This is a genomic window from Winogradskyella pacifica, assembly GCF_003386275.1.
Classification (GTDB): Bacteria; Bacteroidota; Bacteroidia; order Flavobacteriales; family Flavobacteriaceae; genus Winogradskyella; species Winogradskyella pacifica.
This window is the reverse complement of the sequence record NZ_QREI01000002.1, coordinates 658,487-678,566: the sequence shown is the minus strand read 5'-3', so window position 1 is coordinate 678,566 and position 20,080 is coordinate 658,487. Positions and strand designations below refer to the sequence as shown.

Here is a 20,080-nt window from a genome sequence, read left to right as displayed (position 1 = left end):
TTTCCGATTCCGTAAACGAGCTAAAAGTCAAACGTTTTGTTTTAAATTACTAATAATTGTCATTTCTAACGGTTCTGCTCAATGAATGCCAACGTGTTTGTATATGGTTTGTTGCGTGTTTTAAGCAACTAATTTAGTAAATAATTACCAACCAAGAAAGTCCGCGAGGACTTTCGTAAGTAGACAATAAGCTAGCAATGAATTATATACGGTGTTGCCCACAGTTTTTTATTCGTAATGTTCTTTATATGCTTTCTTAAATGATAGTAAAGCTTTTGGGAAGCTACTTTGTATTTTTTTTCTAGCTTTTCCAAAATCAGGGTTTAGAAGGATTTTCTTATCCTCATTTTTCGGGTCTTTTATATATCTATGTTCTAGCTTATTTCTTTGTTCATATAAATTATTTAATAAACTACCTGCTACGTGAGCAGAATATTCACTTGTATTAATTTGTATGTACATTGAACGTTCAACTCCGTGGTCGTTGTGTTTAATTGGGTTTATATTTAAAACGTTTTGAATATAATGTAAAACTAGTTGGTCTGTATATTTTAATGCAGTAACTAACCAAGAAAGTACAGAGCGATTGCTTTTCATTTCAGAAAGTCGTGGGAATACATTGATACAGGCTTCTGCTTCTTCACTAGCTGATTTATATACACCTTGTGATAATACGGATTTGAAATCAAAATCTATTTCCTTTTTTATGACGTCTTCGAAAAAACGAATGAAATAATCATCTGAAGATTTTTCTTCAATAATTTTTTCTTGAATCATTTCTACCATAATCATACGTTGAGCATAATTATAATCTTCATTAGCCATATTCATTTGAGATAATTCCTCAAGTTCTTTAAGATAACTCATTATAGGAACCAGTTTTTTAAAGTATCAATTGGTATTTTCAATTGGCTTCTATTTATTGAATTGAGAATTGAGTTTTTTACATAAACATTTTTCTCTTCTTTTATCAATTCCGCAACTGATTGGAAAAATCTAGTATTTGTTTTAATAGTTTCTAATAAAATTTTAAAATAACCTAATCTAACAAGTGGACTATCAGTTTTTGGTATGGATTGTAATAAGCGTTGCTGTTCATCTAGGTTTAAATATGATGCTTCTTTAAAAATTGATAAAATTTGATATTGTATCCATTCATAGTCGTCAAATTCATTAAAGACTATAAAAATATCATCGTAATTATGCGATAAGTTCTCATACAACTGTAAATTCCAAACGAAATTATTGGTTTTCCAATTGAAAGCTCTAATTCCAAAAAGCCAAATATCAATCATTGACTCATTTGGTTTGTATTCTATTTCGTCTAGTAGTATTTTAACTATAATTCTCCATTTTTGGGAAAAAGTCAAAAACTCCCTCATTTCGGATGTTTCAATCAACCAAAAATCTTTCTTTACATTCTTACTATAGAATTGTTTAAGTTTTTCCTCAAAATCTTCCAATGCATTTATATAAAGAGGAATATATTCTGCAGGATTTATTTCTCCAAATTCATTATCTTTTTCTCCAAATTGAGTGCTATTTTGTTCTAATATTTCTTGACTAATTTCTGCTTTTTCTTCATTTTCTATACTAATACCATAATCATCTAAAAACTTTTCTTTTCCTGAATTGTGTTCGTCAATTGGTTCAATTAATGTTTTTTCTGAATTTAAGCATAATGATTTGGATTTTAGATGACGGTCAATTGCAACTAAGCATTGAATTAATTCTTTTCTTGATTTACCATAAATACGAATATCATCCATAAAACGATAATAGTGAAGCCCATTTTTAATTGCAAGTCTATCTAAGCTATCTAATACGATATTAGCTATTAGAAAAGAACCTGCAGGTCCTTGAGGAATACCAACTCCAAAAGTTGCTGAGTCTCTAGTTCCAGACCAAATATTTAAACATTTAGAAAAAATCTCTAATATTTTTTCATCAATATTTCTGTTTTTTAATTCTAGTAAAATTGTTGAATGGGGAATTGTATCAAAAAACCCAGTTATATCTGTTTCTAGAATATGAGTTACTTTACCTGTTTCTACTGTTTCATTTATGCTATTAATAAATCTATTATAAGGTTCTACATAAAATTCAAAAAAATAGAAATTATCAGGTTCCTCATCCAATAGGTTAACACCTTTTGATACATTTTCATTTAGTACACTACCAAATACACAATTATTAGTCTCTGCTAAACTTGAATATTCTAATTCTGCAATGTGGTTTGAAATTGCTTGATAAACAAGAGCATCTTCGATATTTAAAACAGTTTTTGTTCTTTGAGTTCCACTTTTCTTCGGTTCGAAATATTTAAAAGGTCTTTTCGGTTGATATTTATCCGATAATAGAAGTTGGCTTAATGAGGATAACATTCTATCAGTGTTATTATTGAAAACACCAATTCCAAAGTAGTCTTTTGCATCAGCACCGACACTTGAAATAACCCTTTCCCACGATAATTTTAATGAAGATTCACTAAAACAATTTTCATATGTACTTTTTTTCATTTTTTGTTCAATTGTTCTTTTAAATTGTGGGCAACGTGTTATATAAAAACAAATATAACAGTTTATATATTATAATTTCGGGATAACAAAACTTCTGTATTGTTTTTATGGGATTTTGTTATTGACTGAATTATAGTATCTAAAGGACTACTAATTTGCATTAAATCTTTATGAGCAACGTGTGTGTAAATCATAGTCGTCTCTGGCTTAGCATGACCTAATAACAGTTGTATATGACGTAAATCTACTCCGTTTTCCATTAAATGCGTAGCATAACTATGGCGTAATACATGTGGTGTCACTTGCTTTTTAATACCAGCGGAACTACAACTTTTCTTTAAAAACTGACGTACGCTAGTTGCAGAGTATGGCCCTCCGTCACGCCCTTCAATGATAAAAATATTTGGCTTGTAGGTGTTTAAATAATTAAATATTAAAGGTTTTAAAACTTCGCTCATTACAACACTGCGGTCTTTTCGGCCTTTACCTTGATTTACTCGCAATAAATTCCTGTCAAAATCCAAAGAACTGATTTTTAAATCTAATAATTCTCCAATTCTTAAGCCACAAGAATATAAAAGTCCAATAATAGCTCTATGCTTTAGATTTTTAGTCACTTGAATAAGATCAAGAATTTCCTCCTTAGATAACACTATTGGCAGTTTTTTACTCTTTTTTGGACGTTTTAAGTCATCGGGTTCCATTGAAGGCAAATTACAATAATCAATAAAATATTTTAAAGCACTAACACATTGCCTATGACTACTAATACTAAAATTCTCACCTGCCAATACAATTTCAAAAAAATAATCGATATCCTTTTTCTTAATGTCTTGTATATCTTTTGGCTTATAGAAATTCATTAACCGTAATACAAAATAGCCGTAAGAACGAACCGTACTTTCACTTAGCCGCTTGCCTTTAAGAAAACCAGCATAATCCTTTAATAACTCTTTATACGTTGGCGGAAGAGCCTTAAACATTTCTATCATGTTCAGACTTGGTTTAATTTTTATTAAAGGTTGATACGTATTTCGAATAGGTTTTTTAAACTGACTGTAATCAACAAAATAGCTTTTGCTTCTAAAATAATTGAATAACGTATGTATGGTATTTTTCGAATATAGAACATAATACGTCTTGTGAGTCTGTGACCACGCAACTCCTTCAACCGCCTTAATAATTGCTTTTGTTATTTCTTTATCATCAAAACCAATGGCTATTTGATTGTCATTATTATGATGCAATTTAGATAATGTAATCTTCATGATATTAGTCGTTTACGGTGTTGTTGTGAAGATGTAAATTACGCTAAAATCATGATTTATTTGGGTTATAAACAAAGAAGCTACAAATTGTAGCTATATGTTAAACAAAAAAAAGAGGGCAGAAGCCCTCTCGTTATTGTTATAATCAAAAATTGTTACTCAGCACTTTCTTCCATAGTATGATACACATTCTGAACGTCATCATCTTCTTCCAACTTTTCTAAAAGCTTTTCAACATCTTCCGCTTGTTCTGCTGTTATCTTTTTTGTGACTTGTGGAATACGTTCAAAACCAGAGGAAATAATTTCAATATTGTTTTCCTCTAAGTAAGCCTGAATTTTACCAAAACTCTCAAATGGCGCATAGACCATAACACTAGTATGTTCAACACCGTTTTCATCTTCATCCGTGTCTTCAAAAATTTCGTCAACCCCAGAATCAATCAACTCTAATTCTAACTCTTCTAATTCTAAATCATCTCCTTTAATTTTAAAATTACAGGTATGATCAAACATAAAAACGACAGATCCAGAAGTCCCTAAACTCCCATCCGTTTTATTAAAATAAGAACGCACATTAGCCACCGTACGCGTGTTGTTATCTGTGGCAGTTTCTATAAGAACAGCAATACCGTGTTGCGCATAACCTTCAAAAAGAACTTCTTTAAAATCACCTAAACTCTTGTCTGAAGCTCGCTTTATGGCACGTTCTACATTGTCTTTAGGCATATTTACAGCCTTGGCATTTTGTATAACAGCTCTTAAACGCGAATTACTATCAGGATCTGAACCACCTTCTTTTACGGCCATTACAATATCTTTACCAATACGTGTAAAGGCTTTGCTCATGGCAGACCAACGTTTCATTTTCCTTGCTTTTCTAAACTCAAAAGCTCTTCCCATCTTAAATATATTTTTAGTTCCTGTAAAGCAGAAAACTGTTAACAATTATGTTTTAATGTCGAATTAATAAAATAACACTGTAATTATAAGTAGTGAAATTTTTATCATAGCAAATCTAAGAAATTATTGAAATTGTTCGAATAGGAATGAAGCTAAATGTAAAAAAATATAAGATTCATGATTAAAACGGTCTAAAACATGACATATGACGCCTAATTAGAATAATGTCTATTAAAAACTTCATTTTATATAATAAAGTTAGATCAAAGGTATTTAACCACTGTAAAATTTTTAAATTCAACCATCAACCATCAACCATCAACCATCAACCATCAACCATCAACCATCAACCATCAACCATCAACCATCAACCATCAACAACTATTCCTCAACCTCTACAATAGCCTCAATCGCTTCTGCTAATTTAAAATCTTTAAGCGTAACGCCATCTTCATCATGCGTGGATAAAGTGATTTTTAAAACATTATATGTATTAGACCAGTTAGGATGGTGATTTTGTGCTTCACACTCAAAAGCAATTCGGCTCATTGCACTAAAACAATCTTTAAAATTGTCGAACTCAAACTCTGCATGAATCGCATTGTCGTAATAATCCCAATCTGGTAAATGCAATAACTTCTTTTCTATGGTAGTTTCATCTAATTTCATAATATCGATTTTATAAGTTTAAATGTAATAAATTGATAAACCGTTTCAAGTAATTTTAATGAGATTATTTTAACTTTTCACACTTCACACTTCACACTTCACACTTCACACTTCACACTTCACACTTCACACTTCACACTTCACACTTCACACTTTACACTTCACACTTCACACTTTACACTGAACACTTCACACTGACCACTCAATACTGACCACTGAACACTAACCACTCACTTCCCAAGTTCCTCTAATATTTCCTGACTCGTAATCTGAAGATGTTTAGGCAATTTATTAAACTTCGGAAGCACGGCTAAATACCGATCTTCATTTGTAGTATAAACCTGCTTTAAGACTACTTTTTTGTCTGTTAGAGTACCAATAATGTCTTTGGTGTATTCATCATGATGCACTAAATCTGTACTTCCTAAATGAAAAACGCCATATTTATTTCTGTTAATGATATAATGAATTTGTTGTGTTAGCTTTTTATCGAGCATCACATTCATAATTAAATTCGGAAATACTTCAACAGATTCATTTTCTAAAATCACTTGTCTTAATTCCTCTATTCTTGGTGAAGTCGCTCCAAATATCATAGGAATCCTAATAACAGCAACTTGTTTTTCAGGAAGACGTAAGATTAAATTTTCAATTTTTATTTTAAAATGCCCATAAATGCTATGACTTAGTGTTTTATCTAATTCATAACTCGGGAATTTACTGTAAGCGTCAAATACATTTGCAGAGGATAGAAAAATAATTTTAGAACCAGAGCTTAGGGCGTATTCAGCAATGTGTTGGTGTGCAATGGTCTGCGCATTAAAATTTCCACGAAGCGCAGAAATAATAATGGTAGGTTTAGTTGCCTCTAAAACCTCATAAACATCGTCTTCTTCCAAATTATAATGAAAGAATTGTTTATTTGCTTCAAACGCTTTTGTCGGTGTTCTATACGTTCCGAAGGTCTTAAAATAAGGTCCTAACTCCTTATAAATGGCATTACCAATGTAACCGCTAACTCCAAGTATTAAAATGCGATGCTTTTGAGGATCTAAATGTTTCTTCGTCATTAATCAATCTACACGCTTAGAAATTTAGCCTTTATAAAAAGGGGCTTTTACAACAGTAGCTGGAATGGCTTTTTTACGCACCTGAATAAATATTTTACTATCTACTTTAGAAAATACTGTCGGTACATAACCCATACCAATACCAATCCCTAAACTAGGACTCATAGTACCAGAAGTAACATTACCAATCGTTTTTCCGCTGCTATCTACAATATCATAACCATGACGCGGAATACCACGTTCATCTAATTTAAAGGCGACTAATTTATTTTCCGGGGTATGTTCTTTTTCGGCTTTTAAAGCTTCGCTATTAGTAAAGTCTTTGTTGAATTTACAAACCCAACCTAAACCAGCTTCAATTGGCGAGGTGGTATCGTCAATATCATTACCATATAAACAGTAACCCATTTCTAAACGTAACGTATCTCTTGCTGCTAAACCTATGGGCTTAATTCCAAAATCAGCTCCTGCTTCAAAAACGTTGTCCCAAACTTGTTTTACTTCGGTGTTTTTACAGTAAATCTCAAATCCGCCACTGCCAGTATAACCTGTAGCCGAAATGATCACATTTTCAACACCTGCAAAATCACCAACTACAAAATTGTAGAATTTTATGGCAGATAAATCATGACTCGTTATAGATTGCATCGCTTCAACAGCCTTTGGCCCTTGAATGGCTAATAACGAATAATCTTCGCTTAAATCGCGCATCTCAGCACCAACATCATTTTTAGACGATATCCAGTTCCAATCCTTTTCAATATTACTCGCATTAACAACTAATAAATACGTTTCTTCTTTTAATTTGTAAATGATTAAATCATCTACAACGCCACCATCATCATTTGGTAAACAGCTGTATTGTGCTTTTCCTATTTCTAATTTAGAAGCATCGTTACTCGATACTTTTTGAATCAATTCTAAAGCATGTGGACCTTCAATTAAAAACTCACCCATATGAGAGACATCAAAAACTCCAACCGAAGTCCTAACTGTTTCGTGTTCTATGTTTACACCTTCGTATTGAACCGGCATATTATAGCCAGCAAAAGGAACCATTTTAGCACCAAGTGCTTCGTGAGTAGAGGATAAAGCAGTATCTTTCATCGTGAATTGTTTTAATTTTTAGATGTGCAAAACTACATAATTTTTACGAAGAATTTCATAATTTGATACTAAGGAAATTGCCAATCTTTTAAAGAAATCAGTCTCAATATTTAAGGCCTAAATTATATCCTGAATTTTAAAAATCCATAATCCAATCGTCAATAGCTTTATCATCAGCACCGTGTAATACCGAAATATCACCTGTAGATTCAAAAACAACAGCCTTAACTTCTGATAGTTGAATTACATTCGCTTCACGTAATTTGGCCTTTACATCAGATTCAGTCACTTTACATTTCGTTAAATTATCTTTAAGTAGTTCACCATTTTTCATTAATAAGGTAGGTTTGTTGTCGACTAAATTTCTTATGGGTTCCCAACGTCTTGCCGCTGCAACTATCATCTGTAAACTGTAGATAAGCACTAAACCAATAATACCATATTGAAGCGAAACAGATTTTGAAACAATAACCGTTGCTAATATGGAACCAATTGAAACCGTCATGGCAAAATCGAAACTAGACATCTTAGAAAAACTGCGTTTGCCACTAATCCGTGTTAAAATCACTAATGCGATGTAAATACCAATAGCGGTTAATACTATCGCAAAAAGTCCGTTTGAAGAAAATTTAAACCAGTCATTCATATCCTTAATATTTTAAAATTATATAATCTTCAAGATGCTATGAATTATAACAATATTTTAACTCAAACAATTATTAGATTACTCTAATTGCATTTTTACCAAATGGGTTAATTCTTTTAGGAATCGCAGTAGTCACTTTGAAGCCAAAATTGGATATTAGTAGAAATTAATTCTAAATACAACAATTATGAAAGCGACCTATAGAAATACGATTGAAGCCTGTCAGAAATGTATAGTGGATTGTAGAATTTGCCTAACCGAAATGGCAGGAAAAGAAAGCATGAACGATTGCCCAAAATGTTGCATAGAATGTGCAGATGCTTGTGATGCTTTACTTAAAATGATGACCTCAGATAGTGCGTACGTTAAGCAATATGCTTTATTATGTGCCGAAATTTGCGAGTACTGTGCAGATCATTGTGAAGAACACAAACACGAACACTGTAAAGAATGTGCTAAATCGTGTAGAGCATGTGCTGAAGCTTGTAGAAAAATAGCAGCATAATCATAGAATCAAAAATTAAAATTACAAAATGGCCATATTAGGAAACATTATAAAAGGAGTGATTGAATTGAAGGATACGTTTATGTCTGAAGTTATTCATGAAGAAGCTCAAGAACAAGTACTTAAGGAACTACTCGAATCAGCCAAGAGTACCCAATTCGGAAAGTTTTATGATTTTGAAACCATACTTGAAGCAGCAAATTTGCATCATAGCTTCTCTAAGCATGTGCCGTATTTTGATTACAATAAAATAAACGAAAAGTGGTGGCACAAATATCACGAAGGAGAAAGTAACGTCACATGGCCAGGAAAGCCATCTTATTTTGCGTTGAGTTCTGGTACCACAGGGAAAACAAGTAAACGCATTCCGGTAACAGATGACATGATTGATGCCATAAGAAATGCTGGAATCAAACAAGTGTTTGCCTTAAAGAATTTTGATTTACCTGCGGATTTTTTCGAAAAGGAAATTATGATGCTCGGTAGCTCTACTGATTTGGAAGAAAATAACGATCACCTCGAAGGTGAAATTAGTGGTATTAGTGCGAGTAATATTCCGGCATGGTTTAGAGGTTATTACAAACCAGGTGAAGAAATATCGCAAATTGAAGATTGGGACGAACGTGTGCAGCGTATTGCAGAACGTGCTAAAGATTGGGATATTGGCGCGTTAAGTGGTATTCCATCGTGGATAGAGTTGATGCTTCAAAAAGTGATAGACTATCACAATCTCAATAACATTCATGAAATTTGGCCCAACCTGCAAGTCTACACCTCTGGAGGAGTTGCTTTTGGTCCGTATGAGAAAAGTTTTAACGCTTTATTAGGAAAGCCAATCACAGTTATCGATACCTATTTAGCGTCCGAAGGTTACATCGCAACCCAAGTACGACCTGAAACCGATGCTATGCAATTGAATACCGATAATGGCATTTATTTTGAATTTGTACCCTTTAAACCCGATTATATCAACGAAGATGGTTCGTTAACAGATGAAGCACCAGCTTTAACTTTAGATCAAGTGGAGTTGAATCAAGATTACGTATTAATTATTAGTACCGTTAGTGGAGCGTGGAGATATCTTATTGGTGATACCATTGAATTCACTAACATTGAACGTGCTGAAATTAAAATTACAGGACGTACAAAATTCTTTTTAAATACCGTAGGTTCGCAATTATCCGTGAATAAAATGGATGCAGCCATGCGCGAATTAGAAGAGCAATTCGATACTACAATTCCTGAGTACACTATTTGCGCTAAACGTGGAGACGATGATGAGTTCTATCACTATTGGTATTTAGGTTCAGACGTAGAAGGTGTTGATAATTCTACTATCGCAAAGGCCTTAGACAAAAGCTTAAAAACAGCTAATAAAAATTATAAAGTGGCTAGAAGTAAGGCGCTTAAAGGTGTAAAAGTAAAAGTAATTTCACCAAATCGTTTTTATGACTGGAACGAAAGAAACAAAAAGAAAGGTGGCCAAGTAAAAATGGAACGTGTTATGGGTGACGAAAAATTTAAGGATTGGGAAGCTTTTGTGACTGAATCTTAAGTGTTTAGCTAAGCACACGCTATTATTCATTTACGTAAGAAAATAAAATTTTAAATTGGTAATTTTGTATCTTTGATAAAAAGCTGATTAAAATGAATTTAGAAGCTCGAAAAATAGAATTTGTACAGGAATTTTTAAAACTTCAAAGTGAAGAGGCTGTTTCACGTCTTGAAAAAATTTTAAGAAAAGAAAAACAGTCAGATAAAGAGCGAAACATTGAGCCGATGACTCAAGATGAATTGGATAACAGAATTGATAAGTCTGAATCTGATTTCATAAACAATCGATTTAAAACCAGTCCTGAGCTTTTAGCTAAATATGAGTAATGGCTTTTAAATTTATTTGGTCTGAATTTGCTGAAATTCAGCTTGATGAAATTTATAAGTTTTATGAAAATAAAGCAGGTTCTAATATTGCTAAAAAACATCTAAAAGGTATAATCAACGAAACAAATAAGTTGATCCATGCAACACAAATAGGACAAGAAGAAGCGTTGCTAAAATATAGAAAAATTCTTTATCGCTATTTAATATATAAAAACTACAAAGTGATTTATTCGTTGGATTTAGAAAACGGACTTATTAAAATAGCTGACGTTTTTGATACACGTCAAAATCCACCAAAAATTCAACGATCAAAATAAAACTTACATCCAATACTTTTCACTCCAAACCATCACGATGTTCTACCAATTCCATAATCTCTTCAGGCGATAAATAATACTTCTTAATCCGATCTTTATACGATTGGGTGATATCCGCATTATTCAGAATAAAATCTTTGGTTTTTAAAATGTAATCTTCCATACCATGTGCAACAGCAAATGAATCTGCGGCACGTTCGGCTTCAACAATATGATTCTGCGAAAACAAATACTTTAGTCCAAACCAAATAAGGTTGAGCTTGCTTCGATTTTGATAATCCATAATATGACCTAATTCATGACCAATCCACCCAATAAAAATAGCATCTGGAATATGACGTGTTAAAAATTCCTTATCTGCAATTTTAAATTTTTCACTAATAAGAATCACGTAATTTCGATTTTTCCTACTCTTAAAGAAACTGCCAAATGTAGGTCTAGCCTGCATAGTCGATTTCTTAATATTTTTCTTAAACCGAAATTCTATTTTGGTGTCCTTCAACTGCGGATAATACGCTAAAGCTTTAGTTACGTTCGTTTTTATATCGGCGGGTATCTTGTGCTGTGCACTCATAGTGTGGTTTAGGCTTAAAATAATGATGATTATGAAATGTTTCATATGCTAGAAAATTAAGGCTTAAAACTGACGTCGTTTATATGATATCATCAAAATATTAACCCATTTGAATTCCTAATAACTAACATCTTGAAATAAGCATTAATTTTTAAATTACTACAAACGGAAGCAATTACAAGCTACTATATGTAGTATTTTTACAGCTAAGATTTTAACTTAAGATTTAGGAGGAAAATATTTGTCTTTTCAACGTACCCAAGAAAAATTAAAAATACTAGCAGATGCTGCAAAGTATGACGTATCGTGTTCGTCTAGTGGAAGTAAACGCGCTAACACCAATAAAGGATTAGGAGATGCTACAGGCATGGGAATTTGTCATTCCTATACGGAAGATGGGCGCTGTGTATCTTTATTAAAAATTCTATTAACTAACCATTGCATTTTTGATTGTGCCTATTGCGTTACCCGAAAAAGTAATGATGTAAAACGTGCGGCTTTTAAAGTGCAAGAAGTGGTAGATTTAACCATTAATTTTTACCGCAGAAATTATATTGAAGGGCTTTTTCTAAGTTCTGGTATTTTTAAAAGTGCCGATTATACCATGGAACGTTTGGTTGCTGTCGCGAAGAAATTACGATTGGAAGAAAATTTTAACGGCTATATTCATCTAAAATCTATTCCTGGAGCGTCGGATGAATTGATGCGTGAAGCCGGACTCTACGCAGATCGGTTAAGTGTGAATATTGAAATCCCGACTGAAGCCGGACTTAAAAAATTAGCACCAGATAAAAAGCGTGAAGATTTTATAAAGCCGATGGTGAAGGTGAAAAATGAAATTATTCAATATAATGCCGAAAAGAAAATCATTAAAAGCACTCCAAAATTTGCGCCTGCTGGTCAGAGCACACAAATGATTATTGGAGCGAGTGGTGAGAATGATTTTCAGATTATGCAAACCTCAAATCACTTTTACAAAAGCTATAATTTAAAACGCGTGTATTATTCGGGTTATGTACCTATTAGTTATGATGATCGTTTACCACAAATTGGCAGTGCTGTACCTATGCTTCGTGAAAATAGATTGTATCAAACTGATTGGCTCATGCGTTTTTACGGTTTTGATGTCAGTGAAATTTTAAACGAACAACATCAAAATTTAGATTTAGATGTAGATCCCAAATTGAGTTGGGCGTTACGAAACCTTCATGAATTTCCTGTTGATGTGAACACAGCGGACCAGCGTATGTTAGCCAGAATTCCTGGATTAGGAATGAAATCGGTGTTTAAAATTATAAATGCTAGACGCTTTAGAAAATTGAATTGGGAACATCTTAAAAAAATAGGAGTCGCGTTAAATAGAGCACAATACTTTATGGTGTGTGATAGCAATCAGTTTGAAAAACGGGATTTAACTTCAGAAAAAATTAAAGGCTTAATCCTTCAGAATTCAACGAGTAAGTATCAGAAAATGTTGAGTAATCAATTAAGCTTATTCGGATAGATGCAAGCCAAAAATCTCATATACGACGGCACTTTTGATGGTTTTCTTACCACAATTTTTTATGTGTTTGAGCACAAATTAAAAACAGTAACCATTCAAAATGAGTTTACCGTACAGCAAGGTTTGTTTTCAGAGAATGAATCAATTCCTACCGATGAAGTTAAGGCGAATCGTGTATGGAAAGGCATCAAATCGAAATTATCTTCTCACGGAAGTTACCAATTGTATTATGCTTTTTTAAGTGAAGAGGTAGGAGTAGAGGACTTACTTTTAGATTATATACAGTATGCGTTTTCGCAACAAAAGAAAGTGGATAAAGATTATTCACATCCTTCCATTTTAAAAATTGCACAAATAGCAAAATCTGTAGGACGAGAAAAGCATCGTATGGAAGCTTTTGTGCGTTTTCGGTTAACTAAAGATGACATCTATTTCGCTAGTATAGAACCCGATTTTAATGTGCTGCCTTTAATTGAAAAGCATTTTAAGAGACGTTATGCCGATCAAAAATGGGTGATTTATGATATAAAACGTGGTTATGGACTATTCTACGATTTGGAAAAAGTTGAACTTATAAATATGGATTTTCCTGAGAATTTCAACTTTACTAAAACCGATGATGCGTTTTTTGCGACTCAAGAATTTGAGTTTCAAAAACTATGGCAAGATTACTTTAAAGCCACAAATATAGCATCTCGAAAAAACATGAAACTTCATATTAGACATGTCCCAAAACGGTATTGGAAGTATTTAAGTGAAAAGCAACCTAATTAGCGTTTAGTCGCTTCACGTAAGCTTTCGCCCAATCCTCAATACGTGGTCCAAAACATTCTAAAATAGCATCCACACCAATCACGCTGCCTTTAGCTAAACGACCTAAAACGGCAATAGGCACATCGTCTTTATCTTTTGGTGTAATGACATATCCATCAGCAGTTGTTTCGATGCCTAATTTTGAATGAATAGGTTGTATCAAATCATTTTGAAGTAAATCTTTAATTAAAGGAGTGTTGACTTCAAGTAATTTTGGAGCGTCCAAAACACTATTAATCATTACAGAACAGGTGATGGTTTTATTATTAGAATTTTTTAAAGCCCAACCTTCAGCTGTCAACTCTATATCAGGATCAGTGACAAAGTCTAGTGTCAATATATCAGCATCAACCAATGCTAAAACTTGTTGCATACTTTCTATTGGTGGTCCGTAAGAATAACGTTTACTACGTTCGTCTAAGGCAATCACTTTTTCAATAACGTCATTATCTACTTTAGCATGCGAAAAAGCTTCGTATAAAGTTGGCTGACAATGACGCCAAACTTGCCCGATGCAATAATCGAGAGAAACAGGAATGGTACCTAAAGCCATTTCAATATAATTCTGAATCAGTTGATACGTTGAACTATTAGAATCTTGAATTAATGGATGGTTATAATGGTTATCATTTAACCAATTTAAGATTATAACCTCTAATTCAGAAGAACTTAAATCATGCGAAATACCGTTCGATTTTAAGTCTAAATAGACACGCGATGTAATTTCAGCAATAGGATGCGTTAAAAAATCTATGGTATCTGTTTCAATGGTTTGGTGTGAAACGGCTTCGATTTCAGATTTAAAACTATCTAATTCTTCTTTCGTAGGTTGGTACCACGAATCAATCCTTTCGTTTAAAGGCTTCGGAACTAATGGTAAGCCGTCTAATGAAAACGGAATTAACTTTAGCTCTTGTGCTGTTGTTTTATAGTAAATGGTTTCAAAAGTGTCATTATTTATCACTTTAAAATTCCCAAAATCATTAATGGTAAGATAACGCATTACGTCAATCATAGCCAAACCAAAACCTCTAATGCCAATATTAATATTTGTGTTGTTTTTTAGAGGCTTTAATTGTGTAATCGGGTAAGTGTTTTCAAAAAGCGTTAAAGAATTATGCGAAACCACATGCGATTGCCATTTTTGTAATTGGTCAGAAAGTGTTGTGGGTTGGTGACCGATGGTTAGCAGTAAATCATCATAGTGTCTAGCATTGTCTTTAGTTGAAATTTCGAGTTTTTTATTTTTTAAATTGATGTTTCTAACTTCCGCTTTAATAAATTTAAAAGTATCTAATTCCTCTAGGATATTTTCAATGGATTTATAACGGGCATTAAGATAATTTCCGAGTTTATTTCGCGCCGGAAACGTATCAGGTTCATTACTATTTTGAGAGAATTGACACCACTCATGATAAGACGGGAATTCATCAATGATAACATTACTGTAGTCTATTTGAGGTCGCTTTTCTATTCCTATTAATGCACGTTCTGTTATATTAATCCAATTGGAATCGGGTTGCGATTTATCCCAAACATTTCCGGTGCCAGGACTGCTAGTCGCATCAAAAACATGAATGCCAATTTGTGCATCCGCTTTACTCAATTCAATGAGAAGGTTTTCTAAAGCGTATAAGCCGCGTGGTCCCATGCCTATGATTGCGAGTTGTTTCATATCAAATTAAACGAATAAAAAAACCACCTCGTTAAAGGTGGTTTTAGATATATAATTTTAAAAATTTTAGAATTGGTATCTTACACCTAATGCAATGTCAAAATCTAAATCATCGTTGACATCTCCAAAACCAATTTCAGGTCTAAAGTCTAAAGATAATAATAAAGGAAAATCAAAACTGTATTCGATACCAACATCACCAGCGATGAAAGCAAAAGTATCGTTATAATCTTTTTCATTATTATAGTTATCAAAACTATAAGAACCAAGTCCACCACCGGCACCTGCGTACCAATTAAATCCACCTTCTATGTTCCAAACCCATTGGTAAATACCTGCTAATTTAAATCCATCATAATTATTTCCACTTCTCCAACCTAAATCTACTTCTAATCTGTTGTTGCCACCAAGCGCACGTTGATATGAAACCTCTGTTCCAAAACCATCGCTATCACCTAATCGTAGTCCAATTGCATTTTCTGCAATGTCTTGTGCGTTAGATAAACTTACAAATCCTATGGCGAATACACCTAATAAAAATAATTTCTTCATAATAATATTGAGTTTTAAATTCTTAGTTTTAGCAATTAATTACGTGCTAATTTTCTATAACGTCAAAATTAGAACTTAATTGGATGATTTGCTTCGTTTTTAAGATAAAATTATAACTCATTACAATAGATTATTAACCCTTATGCAAAACGAAATAGTTAAGGAATTAAAAGCCTTAAGGACAACATTAGAAGGTGATTTGCACAGTGATGACTTAATGCGAAAACTATATGCTACGGACGCATCAGTTTATAGAAAATTACCTTTAGCAGTGGCGTTGCCAAAGAACAATAATGATATTAAATTATTGATTGATTTTGCAAAAACACACCATACGTCCTTAATTCCAAGAACTGCGGGAACATCTTTAGCCGGACAATGCGTAGGTGAAGGGATTGTGGTAGATGTTTCTAAATATTTTACACGAATTTTAGATATAAATGAATCTGATAAAACGGTAACTGTTCAACCAGGAGTGGTACGTGATGAACTGAATAATTATTTAAAACCTTTTGGTTTATTTTTTGGACCAAACACGTCTACGTCTAACCGTTGCATGATAGGTGGTATGGTTGGAAACAACTCATCTGGAACCACATCTATTCAATATGGAGTAACTCGTGATAAGGTTTTAAAGATGAAAACCATTTTAAGCGATGGCAGTGAGGCTGAATTTTCAAGTATAAATCCAGATGAATTTCAACAAAAATTAAAACTAAATTCGCTTGAAGGCTCTATTTATAACACTATTTATAAGGAATTAAAACCTGAGTCGATTCAGAAACAAATTCAAGATCATTTTCCAAAACCTGAAATACACAGAAGAAACACAGGTTATGCGATTGATGAATTAATTAAATCTGATGTTTTTTTCACTTTGGATATTGATGCTAACACAAGTGAAAACTTGGTCGCTGAGCGTAGTCGAAGTGCCAATTTTAATATGTGTCAGCTTTTAGCAGGAAGCGAAGGCACCTTAGCATTTACAACAGAAATTACCTTACAGTTAGATAAACTACCACCCAGTGAAAGTGCGATTATCGCTTTGCATTTTGAAAGTGTTGCCAAATGTTTAAAATCCGTTGAAATCGTGATGCAGCACAATCTGCATACCTGTGAAATGATGGATGATACCATTTTAAACCTCACAAAACATAATAAAACGCAACAAGATAATAGACAGTTTATAGAAGGGAATCCTGCTGCTATTTTAATGTGTGAATTAAAAGCAGAAACTCCAGAGCAATTAGAACTCGCTATTGATAGATTCATTACTGCTGTAAATACACTCAATTTATCATATGCAGCTCCGATTTTAAGAGCTGAAGCTATTGATAAAGCAGTGGAATTGCGAAAAGCAGGTTTAGGTTTATTAGGAAATATAATTGGCGATAAAAAAGCAGTAGCTTGTATTGAAGATACCGCTGTAGCTTTGGAAGATTTAGATGCTTATATTTCAGAGTTCACTGCATTAATGACATCGTATAAACAAAATGCGGTCTATTATGCACATGCTGGAGCAGGGGAGTTGCATTTGCGTCCAATATTAGATTTAAAGCAATCTGAAGATGTGGTTTTATTCAGGAAAATCACCACTGATGTTGCACAACTAGTAAAGAAATACAACGGCTCAATGTCCGGTGAACATGGTGATGGTATTGTGCGTGCAGAATTTATTCCTATGATGATTGGCGAAGCGAATTATCAAATTCTAAAACGGATTAAGTCGGCTTTTGATCCTCAAAATATTTTTAATCCCGGAAAGATTGTTGACGCTTATCCTATGGATAAAAGTTTTAGATATGAAGTTGACAGAGAAGAACCTCAAATTGAAACCTTACTTGATTTTTCTGCGTCTGAAGGTATTTTACGTGAAGCTGAAAAATGTAATGGTTCTGGTGATTGTAGAAAATTACCCGAATTTGGTGGCACCATGTGTCCGAGTTATAGAGCCACTAGAAACGAAAAAGATACCACGAGAGGACGCGCAAATACACTTCGAGAAATTTTAACCAATTCTGAAAAAGTAAATCGATTTGATCATAAAGAATTGAAGGATGTTTTCGATTTATGTCTCAGCTGTAAAGCATGCGCAAGTGAATGTCCGAGTAGTGTCGATGTAGCGAGTTTAAAAGCCGAATTTCAGTACCAATATCAGAAGGTCAATGGTGTGCCTTTTAGAACGAAACTATTCGCTTATAATAATAAAATAAATGGTTTCGCAAGTCGTGTTCCGAAGCTGACCAATTTTATGTTTTCTAATGGATTTACAAGTTCAATTATAAAATCTGTTGGAGGTATTGCAAAAAAACGCAGCTTACCTTTGATATCAAGTAAAAGTTTACATAAGGAATTTCAAAACCTTAAAAATAAAATAGTTACAAATAATTATATTAAAGAAGTGATTTTATTTAATGACGAATTTACAAATCATTTAGATACCGAAATAGGTGTCGATGCCATTGAGTTGTTGAGTCGTTTAAATTATAAAGTGACTATCATTTCGCATTCAGAATCAGGACGCTCAATGCTATCAAAAGGGGTACTTGAAGATGCAAAAAAAGTAGCCAATGAAAACGTATCAAAATTCAAAAATATAATATCAGAAACCACTCCTTTAATAGGTATTGAACCGTCTGCAATTTTAACTTTTAAAGATGAATATATCCGATTAGCAGATGACAAAGACGGTGCAAAATCTATTGCTGAGCACACGTTTTTAATCGAAGAATTTATTCAACAAGAAGTTCAACTAGGACATATCACTTCAGAACAATTTACAAAAGAAGTGAAAATCATAAAGTTTCATGGGCATTGTCATCAAAAGGCATTATCGAATCAGATATCGAGTTTTGATGTTTTAAATTTACCAGAGAATTACAGTGTCACTATTATTCCGAGTGGTTGTTGTGGAATGGCTGGTAGTTTTGGTTACGAAAAGGAACATTATGAGATCAGTATGACAATTGGGGAGCAAACCTTATTTCCTTCGGTTAGAAAGGCATCCAAAGAAACTATTATTTCTGCAAACGGAACAAGTTGTAGACATCAGATTAAAGACGGCACAGGGCGCGTAGCTAGGCATCCTATTAGTATATTGAAAGAAGCATTGCTCTAGTTTTTATCTTTGCTTTTTTTCTTTTTCTTAGATTTAGGTTGTTCTACAATGGTTATCGCCGCAATTAAATCTTTAAGTTCCATGTCCTTAATATCTTCGTCTGCACAAAACGCAGATAATTTATCTTCGTTGTAATTGTAGATTTTCCAACGTTTAAATTGATACTCTAATGCTGTGAAGTTCTCAACCCAATCCCCAGAATTCAAATAGGTTGTTTTGCCATGTTTATTTTTTTTAATCAGCATTTTTGGTTGATGAATGTGACCGCAAATCACGTAATCATAACCATTTTCTATCGCTAAATCGGTAGCGACTTCTTCAAAATCATTAATGTATTTTACAGCTCCTTTAACGCTGTTTTTTATACGCTTAGATAACGAATAACGTTCTTTACCCATCTTATCCGAAAACCAATTGGTCAATTGATTGATGAGAATAAGAAAATCATAACCCCAACCACCAAGTTTAGCTAACCATTTAGCATTTTGAATAGAAATATCAAAAACATCACCATGGAAAAACCAAGCACGTTTACCATCTAATTCTAAAACTAATTTATTGACAATAGAAACATTTCCAATTTCAGTATTTGCAAATTTTCGCAACATTTCGTCATGATTACCAGTGATATAAATGACTTCTGTACCGTTGGCAGCAAAATCCATTATTTTTTTTATAACACTAAGGTGCGACTTCGGAAAGTAGCGTTTTTTGAATTGCCAAATATCGACAATGTCTCCATTAAGAATTAATTTTTTGGGTTCAATGCTATTCAAATAAGTCAATAACTGCTTAGCATGGCAACCATAAGTGCCAAGATGCACATCCGAAATGACCGCTATTTCTATTTTTCGTCTTATTTTCACAATATTTTAAATCTGTATTACAAAGAACTTTAATATTTTAAAGATTCAGGTTATGCTATAATTAACTAACTATTAGTAAAGTGTTATCATTATA

Annotated in this window: 19 protein-coding genes; 7 read left to right on the top strand and 12 right to left on the bottom strand. The window is 33.1% G+C overall.

From position 1 onward, the window contains the following. Positions 1 to 228: 228 nt before the first annotated feature. From DFQ09_RS07185 to DFQ09_RS07150, 8 genes are all read right to left on the bottom strand, one after another. Positions 229 to 867: a hypothetical protein gene (locus tag DFQ09_RS07185; RefSeq protein WP_115808964.1), complete on the bottom strand. Its 639-nt coding sequence runs from the start codon at positions 865 to 867 to the stop codon at positions 229 to 231. Continuing rightward, positions 867 to 2,519: an RNA-directed DNA polymerase gene (locus DFQ09_RS07180; protein ID WP_115808963.1), complete on the bottom strand. Its 1,653-nt coding sequence runs from the start codon at positions 2,517 to 2,519 to the stop codon at positions 867 to 869. The genes DFQ09_RS07185 and DFQ09_RS07180 overlap by 1 nt, the downstream gene beginning before the upstream one ends. A gap of 62 nt (positions 2,520 to 2,581) precedes the next feature. After that, on the bottom strand, positions 2,582 to 3,787 hold the full coding sequence (xerA, locus tag DFQ09_RS07175) for a site-specific tyrosine recombinase/integron integrase (RefSeq protein WP_115808962.1): 1,206 nt from the start codon (positions 3,785 to 3,787) through the stop codon (positions 2,582 to 2,584). A gap of 155 nt (positions 3,788 to 3,942) precedes the next feature. Further along, a complete protein-coding gene (locus DFQ09_RS07170; RefSeq protein ID WP_115808961.1) occupies positions 3,943 to 4,689 on the bottom strand; it encodes a YebC/PmpR family DNA-binding transcriptional regulator in 747 nt (248 codons plus the stop codon). Between the two features lie 381 nt (positions 4,690 to 5,070). Beyond that, positions 5,071 to 5,358, bottom strand: coding sequence for a 4a-hydroxytetrahydrobiopterin dehydratase (locus DFQ09_RS07165; protein WP_218844993.1), 288 nt, complete (start codon positions 5,356 to 5,358; stop codon positions 5,071 to 5,073). A 230-nt stretch (positions 5,359 to 5,588) separates the two neighbouring features. Further along, positions 5,589 to 6,428, bottom strand: a complete 840-nt coding sequence (locus DFQ09_RS07160; RefSeq protein WP_115808959.1) for a sugar nucleotide-binding protein — start codon at positions 6,426 to 6,428, stop codon at positions 5,589 to 5,591. A 24-nt stretch (positions 6,429 to 6,452) separates the two neighbouring features. Further along, positions 6,453 to 7,535, bottom strand: coding sequence for a glycine cleavage system aminomethyltransferase GcvT (gene gcvT, locus DFQ09_RS07155; protein WP_115808958.1), 1,083 nt, complete (start codon positions 7,533 to 7,535; stop codon positions 6,453 to 6,455). Positions 7,536 to 7,671: 136 nt separating this feature from the next. Beyond that, positions 7,672 to 8,181, bottom strand: coding sequence for a DUF421 domain-containing protein (locus DFQ09_RS07150; RefSeq protein WP_115808957.1), 510 nt, complete (start codon positions 8,179 to 8,181; stop codon positions 7,672 to 7,674). Positions 8,182 to 8,368: 187 nt separating this feature from the next. On the opposite strand from DFQ09_RS07150, the gene DFQ09_RS07145 reads away from it, so the two are divergent. From DFQ09_RS07145 to DFQ09_RS07130, 4 genes are all read left to right on the top strand, one after another. Then, positions 8,369 to 8,686, top strand: coding sequence for a four-helix bundle copper-binding protein (locus tag DFQ09_RS07145; protein WP_115808956.1), 318 nt, complete (start codon positions 8,369 to 8,371; stop codon positions 8,684 to 8,686). 28 nt (positions 8,687 to 8,714) lie between these two features. After that, a complete protein-coding gene (locus DFQ09_RS07140) occupies positions 8,715 to 10,241 on the top strand; it encodes a GH3 family domain-containing protein (protein WP_115808955.1) in 1,527 nt (508 codons plus the stop codon). A gap of 92 nt (positions 10,242 to 10,333) precedes the next feature. Beyond that, positions 10,334 to 10,567 carry a hypothetical protein gene (locus DFQ09_RS07135; RefSeq protein WP_115808954.1) on the top strand — a complete coding sequence of 78 codons (234 nt, stop codon included), beginning with the start codon at positions 10,334 to 10,336 and terminating at the stop codon, positions 10,565 to 10,567. Beyond that, positions 10,567 to 10,884, top strand: a complete 318-nt coding sequence (locus DFQ09_RS07130; protein ID WP_115808953.1) for a type II toxin-antitoxin system RelE/ParE family toxin — start codon at positions 10,567 to 10,569, stop codon at positions 10,882 to 10,884. The genes DFQ09_RS07135 and DFQ09_RS07130 overlap by 1 nt, the downstream gene beginning before the upstream one ends. A 19-nt stretch (positions 10,885 to 10,903) precedes the next feature. On the opposite strand, the gene DFQ09_RS07125 is transcribed toward DFQ09_RS07130, so the two are convergent. Next, on the bottom strand, positions 10,904 to 11,503 hold the full coding sequence (locus DFQ09_RS07125; RefSeq protein WP_371312038.1) for a hypothetical protein: 600 nt from the start codon (positions 11,501 to 11,503) through the stop codon (positions 10,904 to 10,906). Between the two features lie 196 nt (positions 11,504 to 11,699). Between DFQ09_RS07125 and DFQ09_RS07120 the strand changes: the two genes are divergently transcribed. Further along, positions 11,700 to 12,962: a putative DNA modification/repair radical SAM protein gene (locus DFQ09_RS07120; RefSeq protein WP_092467936.1), complete on the top strand. Its 1,263-nt coding sequence runs from the start codon at positions 11,700 to 11,702 to the stop codon at positions 12,960 to 12,962. Then, positions 12,963 to 13,736: a TIGR03915 family putative DNA repair protein gene (locus DFQ09_RS07115; protein WP_115808951.1), complete on the top strand. Its 774-nt coding sequence runs from the start codon at positions 12,963 to 12,965 to the stop codon at positions 13,734 to 13,736. Here DFQ09_RS07115 and DFQ09_RS07110 read toward each other — a convergent pair. Then, entirely contained in the window at positions 13,729 to 15,450 is a 1,722-nt protein-coding gene (locus tag DFQ09_RS07110; RefSeq protein ID WP_115808950.1) for an FAD/NAD(P)-binding protein, read from the bottom strand. The two genes, DFQ09_RS07115 and DFQ09_RS07110, sit on opposite strands and share 8 nt — an antisense overlap. Positions 15,451 to 15,516: 66 nt before the next feature. Next, entirely contained in the window at positions 15,517 to 16,002 is a 486-nt protein-coding gene (locus DFQ09_RS07105) for a hypothetical protein (RefSeq protein WP_115808949.1), read from the bottom strand. 142 nt (positions 16,003 to 16,144) lie between these two features. Here DFQ09_RS07105 and DFQ09_RS07100 point away from each other — a divergent pair, with 142 nt between their 5' ends. Beyond that, a complete protein-coding gene (locus DFQ09_RS07100; protein WP_115808948.1) occupies positions 16,145 to 19,120 on the top strand; it encodes an FAD-binding and (Fe-S)-binding domain-containing protein in 2,976 nt (991 codons plus the stop codon). Here DFQ09_RS07100 and DFQ09_RS07095 read toward each other — a convergent pair. After that, positions 19,117 to 19,986: a UDP-2,3-diacylglucosamine diphosphatase gene (locus tag DFQ09_RS07095; protein WP_115808947.1), complete on the bottom strand. Its 870-nt coding sequence runs from the start codon at positions 19,984 to 19,986 to the stop codon at positions 19,117 to 19,119. The two genes, DFQ09_RS07100 and DFQ09_RS07095, sit on opposite strands and share 4 nt — an antisense overlap. Between the last annotated feature and the right edge of the window lie 94 nt (positions 19,987 to 20,080).

What these genes read in the sequence shown, in the direction of transcription:
- DFQ09_RS07170 (WP_115808961.1), bottom strand. Translation starts at nt 4,689, where the DNA reads ATGGGAAGAGCTTTTGAGTTTAGAAAAGCAAGGAAAATGAAACGTTGG.
- gcvT (WP_115808958.1), bottom strand. Translation starts at nt 7,535, where the DNA reads ATGAAAGATACTGCTTTATCCTCTACTCACGAAGCACTTGGTGCTAAA.
- DFQ09_RS07145 (WP_115808956.1), top strand. Translation starts at nt 8,369, where the DNA reads ATGAAAGCGACCTATAGAAATACGATTGAAGCCTGTCAGAAATGTATA.
- DFQ09_RS07115 (WP_115808951.1), top strand. Translation starts at nt 12,963, where the DNA reads ATGCAAGCCAAAAATCTCATATACGACGGCACTTTTGATGGTTTTCTT.
- DFQ09_RS07150 (WP_115808957.1), bottom strand. Translation starts at nt 8,181, where the DNA reads ATGAATGACTGGTTTAAATTTTCTTCAAACGGACTTTTTGCGATAGTA.
- DFQ09_RS07180 (WP_115808963.1), bottom strand. Translation starts at nt 2,519, where the DNA reads ATGAAAAAAAGTACATATGAAAATTGTTTTAGTGAATCTTCATTAAAA.
- DFQ09_RS07165 (WP_218844993.1), bottom strand. Translation starts at nt 5,358, where the DNA reads ATGAAATTAGATGAAACTACCATAGAAAAGAAGTTATTGCATTTACCA.
- DFQ09_RS07110 (WP_115808950.1), bottom strand. Translation starts at nt 15,450, where the DNA reads ATGAAACAACTCGCAATCATAGGCATGGGACCACGCGGCTTATACGCT.
- DFQ09_RS07100 (WP_115808948.1), top strand. Translation starts at nt 16,145, where the DNA reads ATGCAAAACGAAATAGTTAAGGAATTAAAAGCCTTAAGGACAACATTA.
- DFQ09_RS07105 (WP_115808949.1), bottom strand. Translation starts at nt 16,002, where the DNA reads ATGAAGAAATTATTTTTATTAGGTGTATTCGCCATAGGATTTGTAAGT.
- DFQ09_RS07125 (WP_371312038.1), bottom strand. Translation starts at nt 11,503, where the DNA reads ATGAAACATTTCATAATCATCATTATTTTAAGCCTAAACCACACTATG.
- DFQ09_RS07140 (WP_115808955.1), top strand. Translation starts at nt 8,715, where the DNA reads ATGGCCATATTAGGAAACATTATAAAAGGAGTGATTGAATTGAAGGAT.
- DFQ09_RS07135 (WP_115808954.1), top strand. Translation starts at nt 10,334, where the DNA reads ATGAATTTAGAAGCTCGAAAAATAGAATTTGTACAGGAATTTTTAAAA.
- DFQ09_RS07130 (WP_115808953.1), top strand. Translation starts at nt 10,567, where the DNA reads ATGGCTTTTAAATTTATTTGGTCTGAATTTGCTGAAATTCAGCTTGAT.
- xerA (WP_115808962.1), bottom strand. Translation starts at nt 3,787, where the DNA reads ATGAAGATTACATTATCTAAATTGCATCATAATAATGACAATCAAATA.
- DFQ09_RS07160 (WP_115808959.1), bottom strand. Translation starts at nt 6,428, where the DNA reads ATGACGAAGAAACATTTAGATCCTCAAAAGCATCGCATTTTAATACTT.
- DFQ09_RS07185 (WP_115808964.1), bottom strand. Translation starts at nt 867, where the DNA reads ATGAGTTATCTTAAAGAACTTGAGGAATTATCTCAAATGAATATGGCT.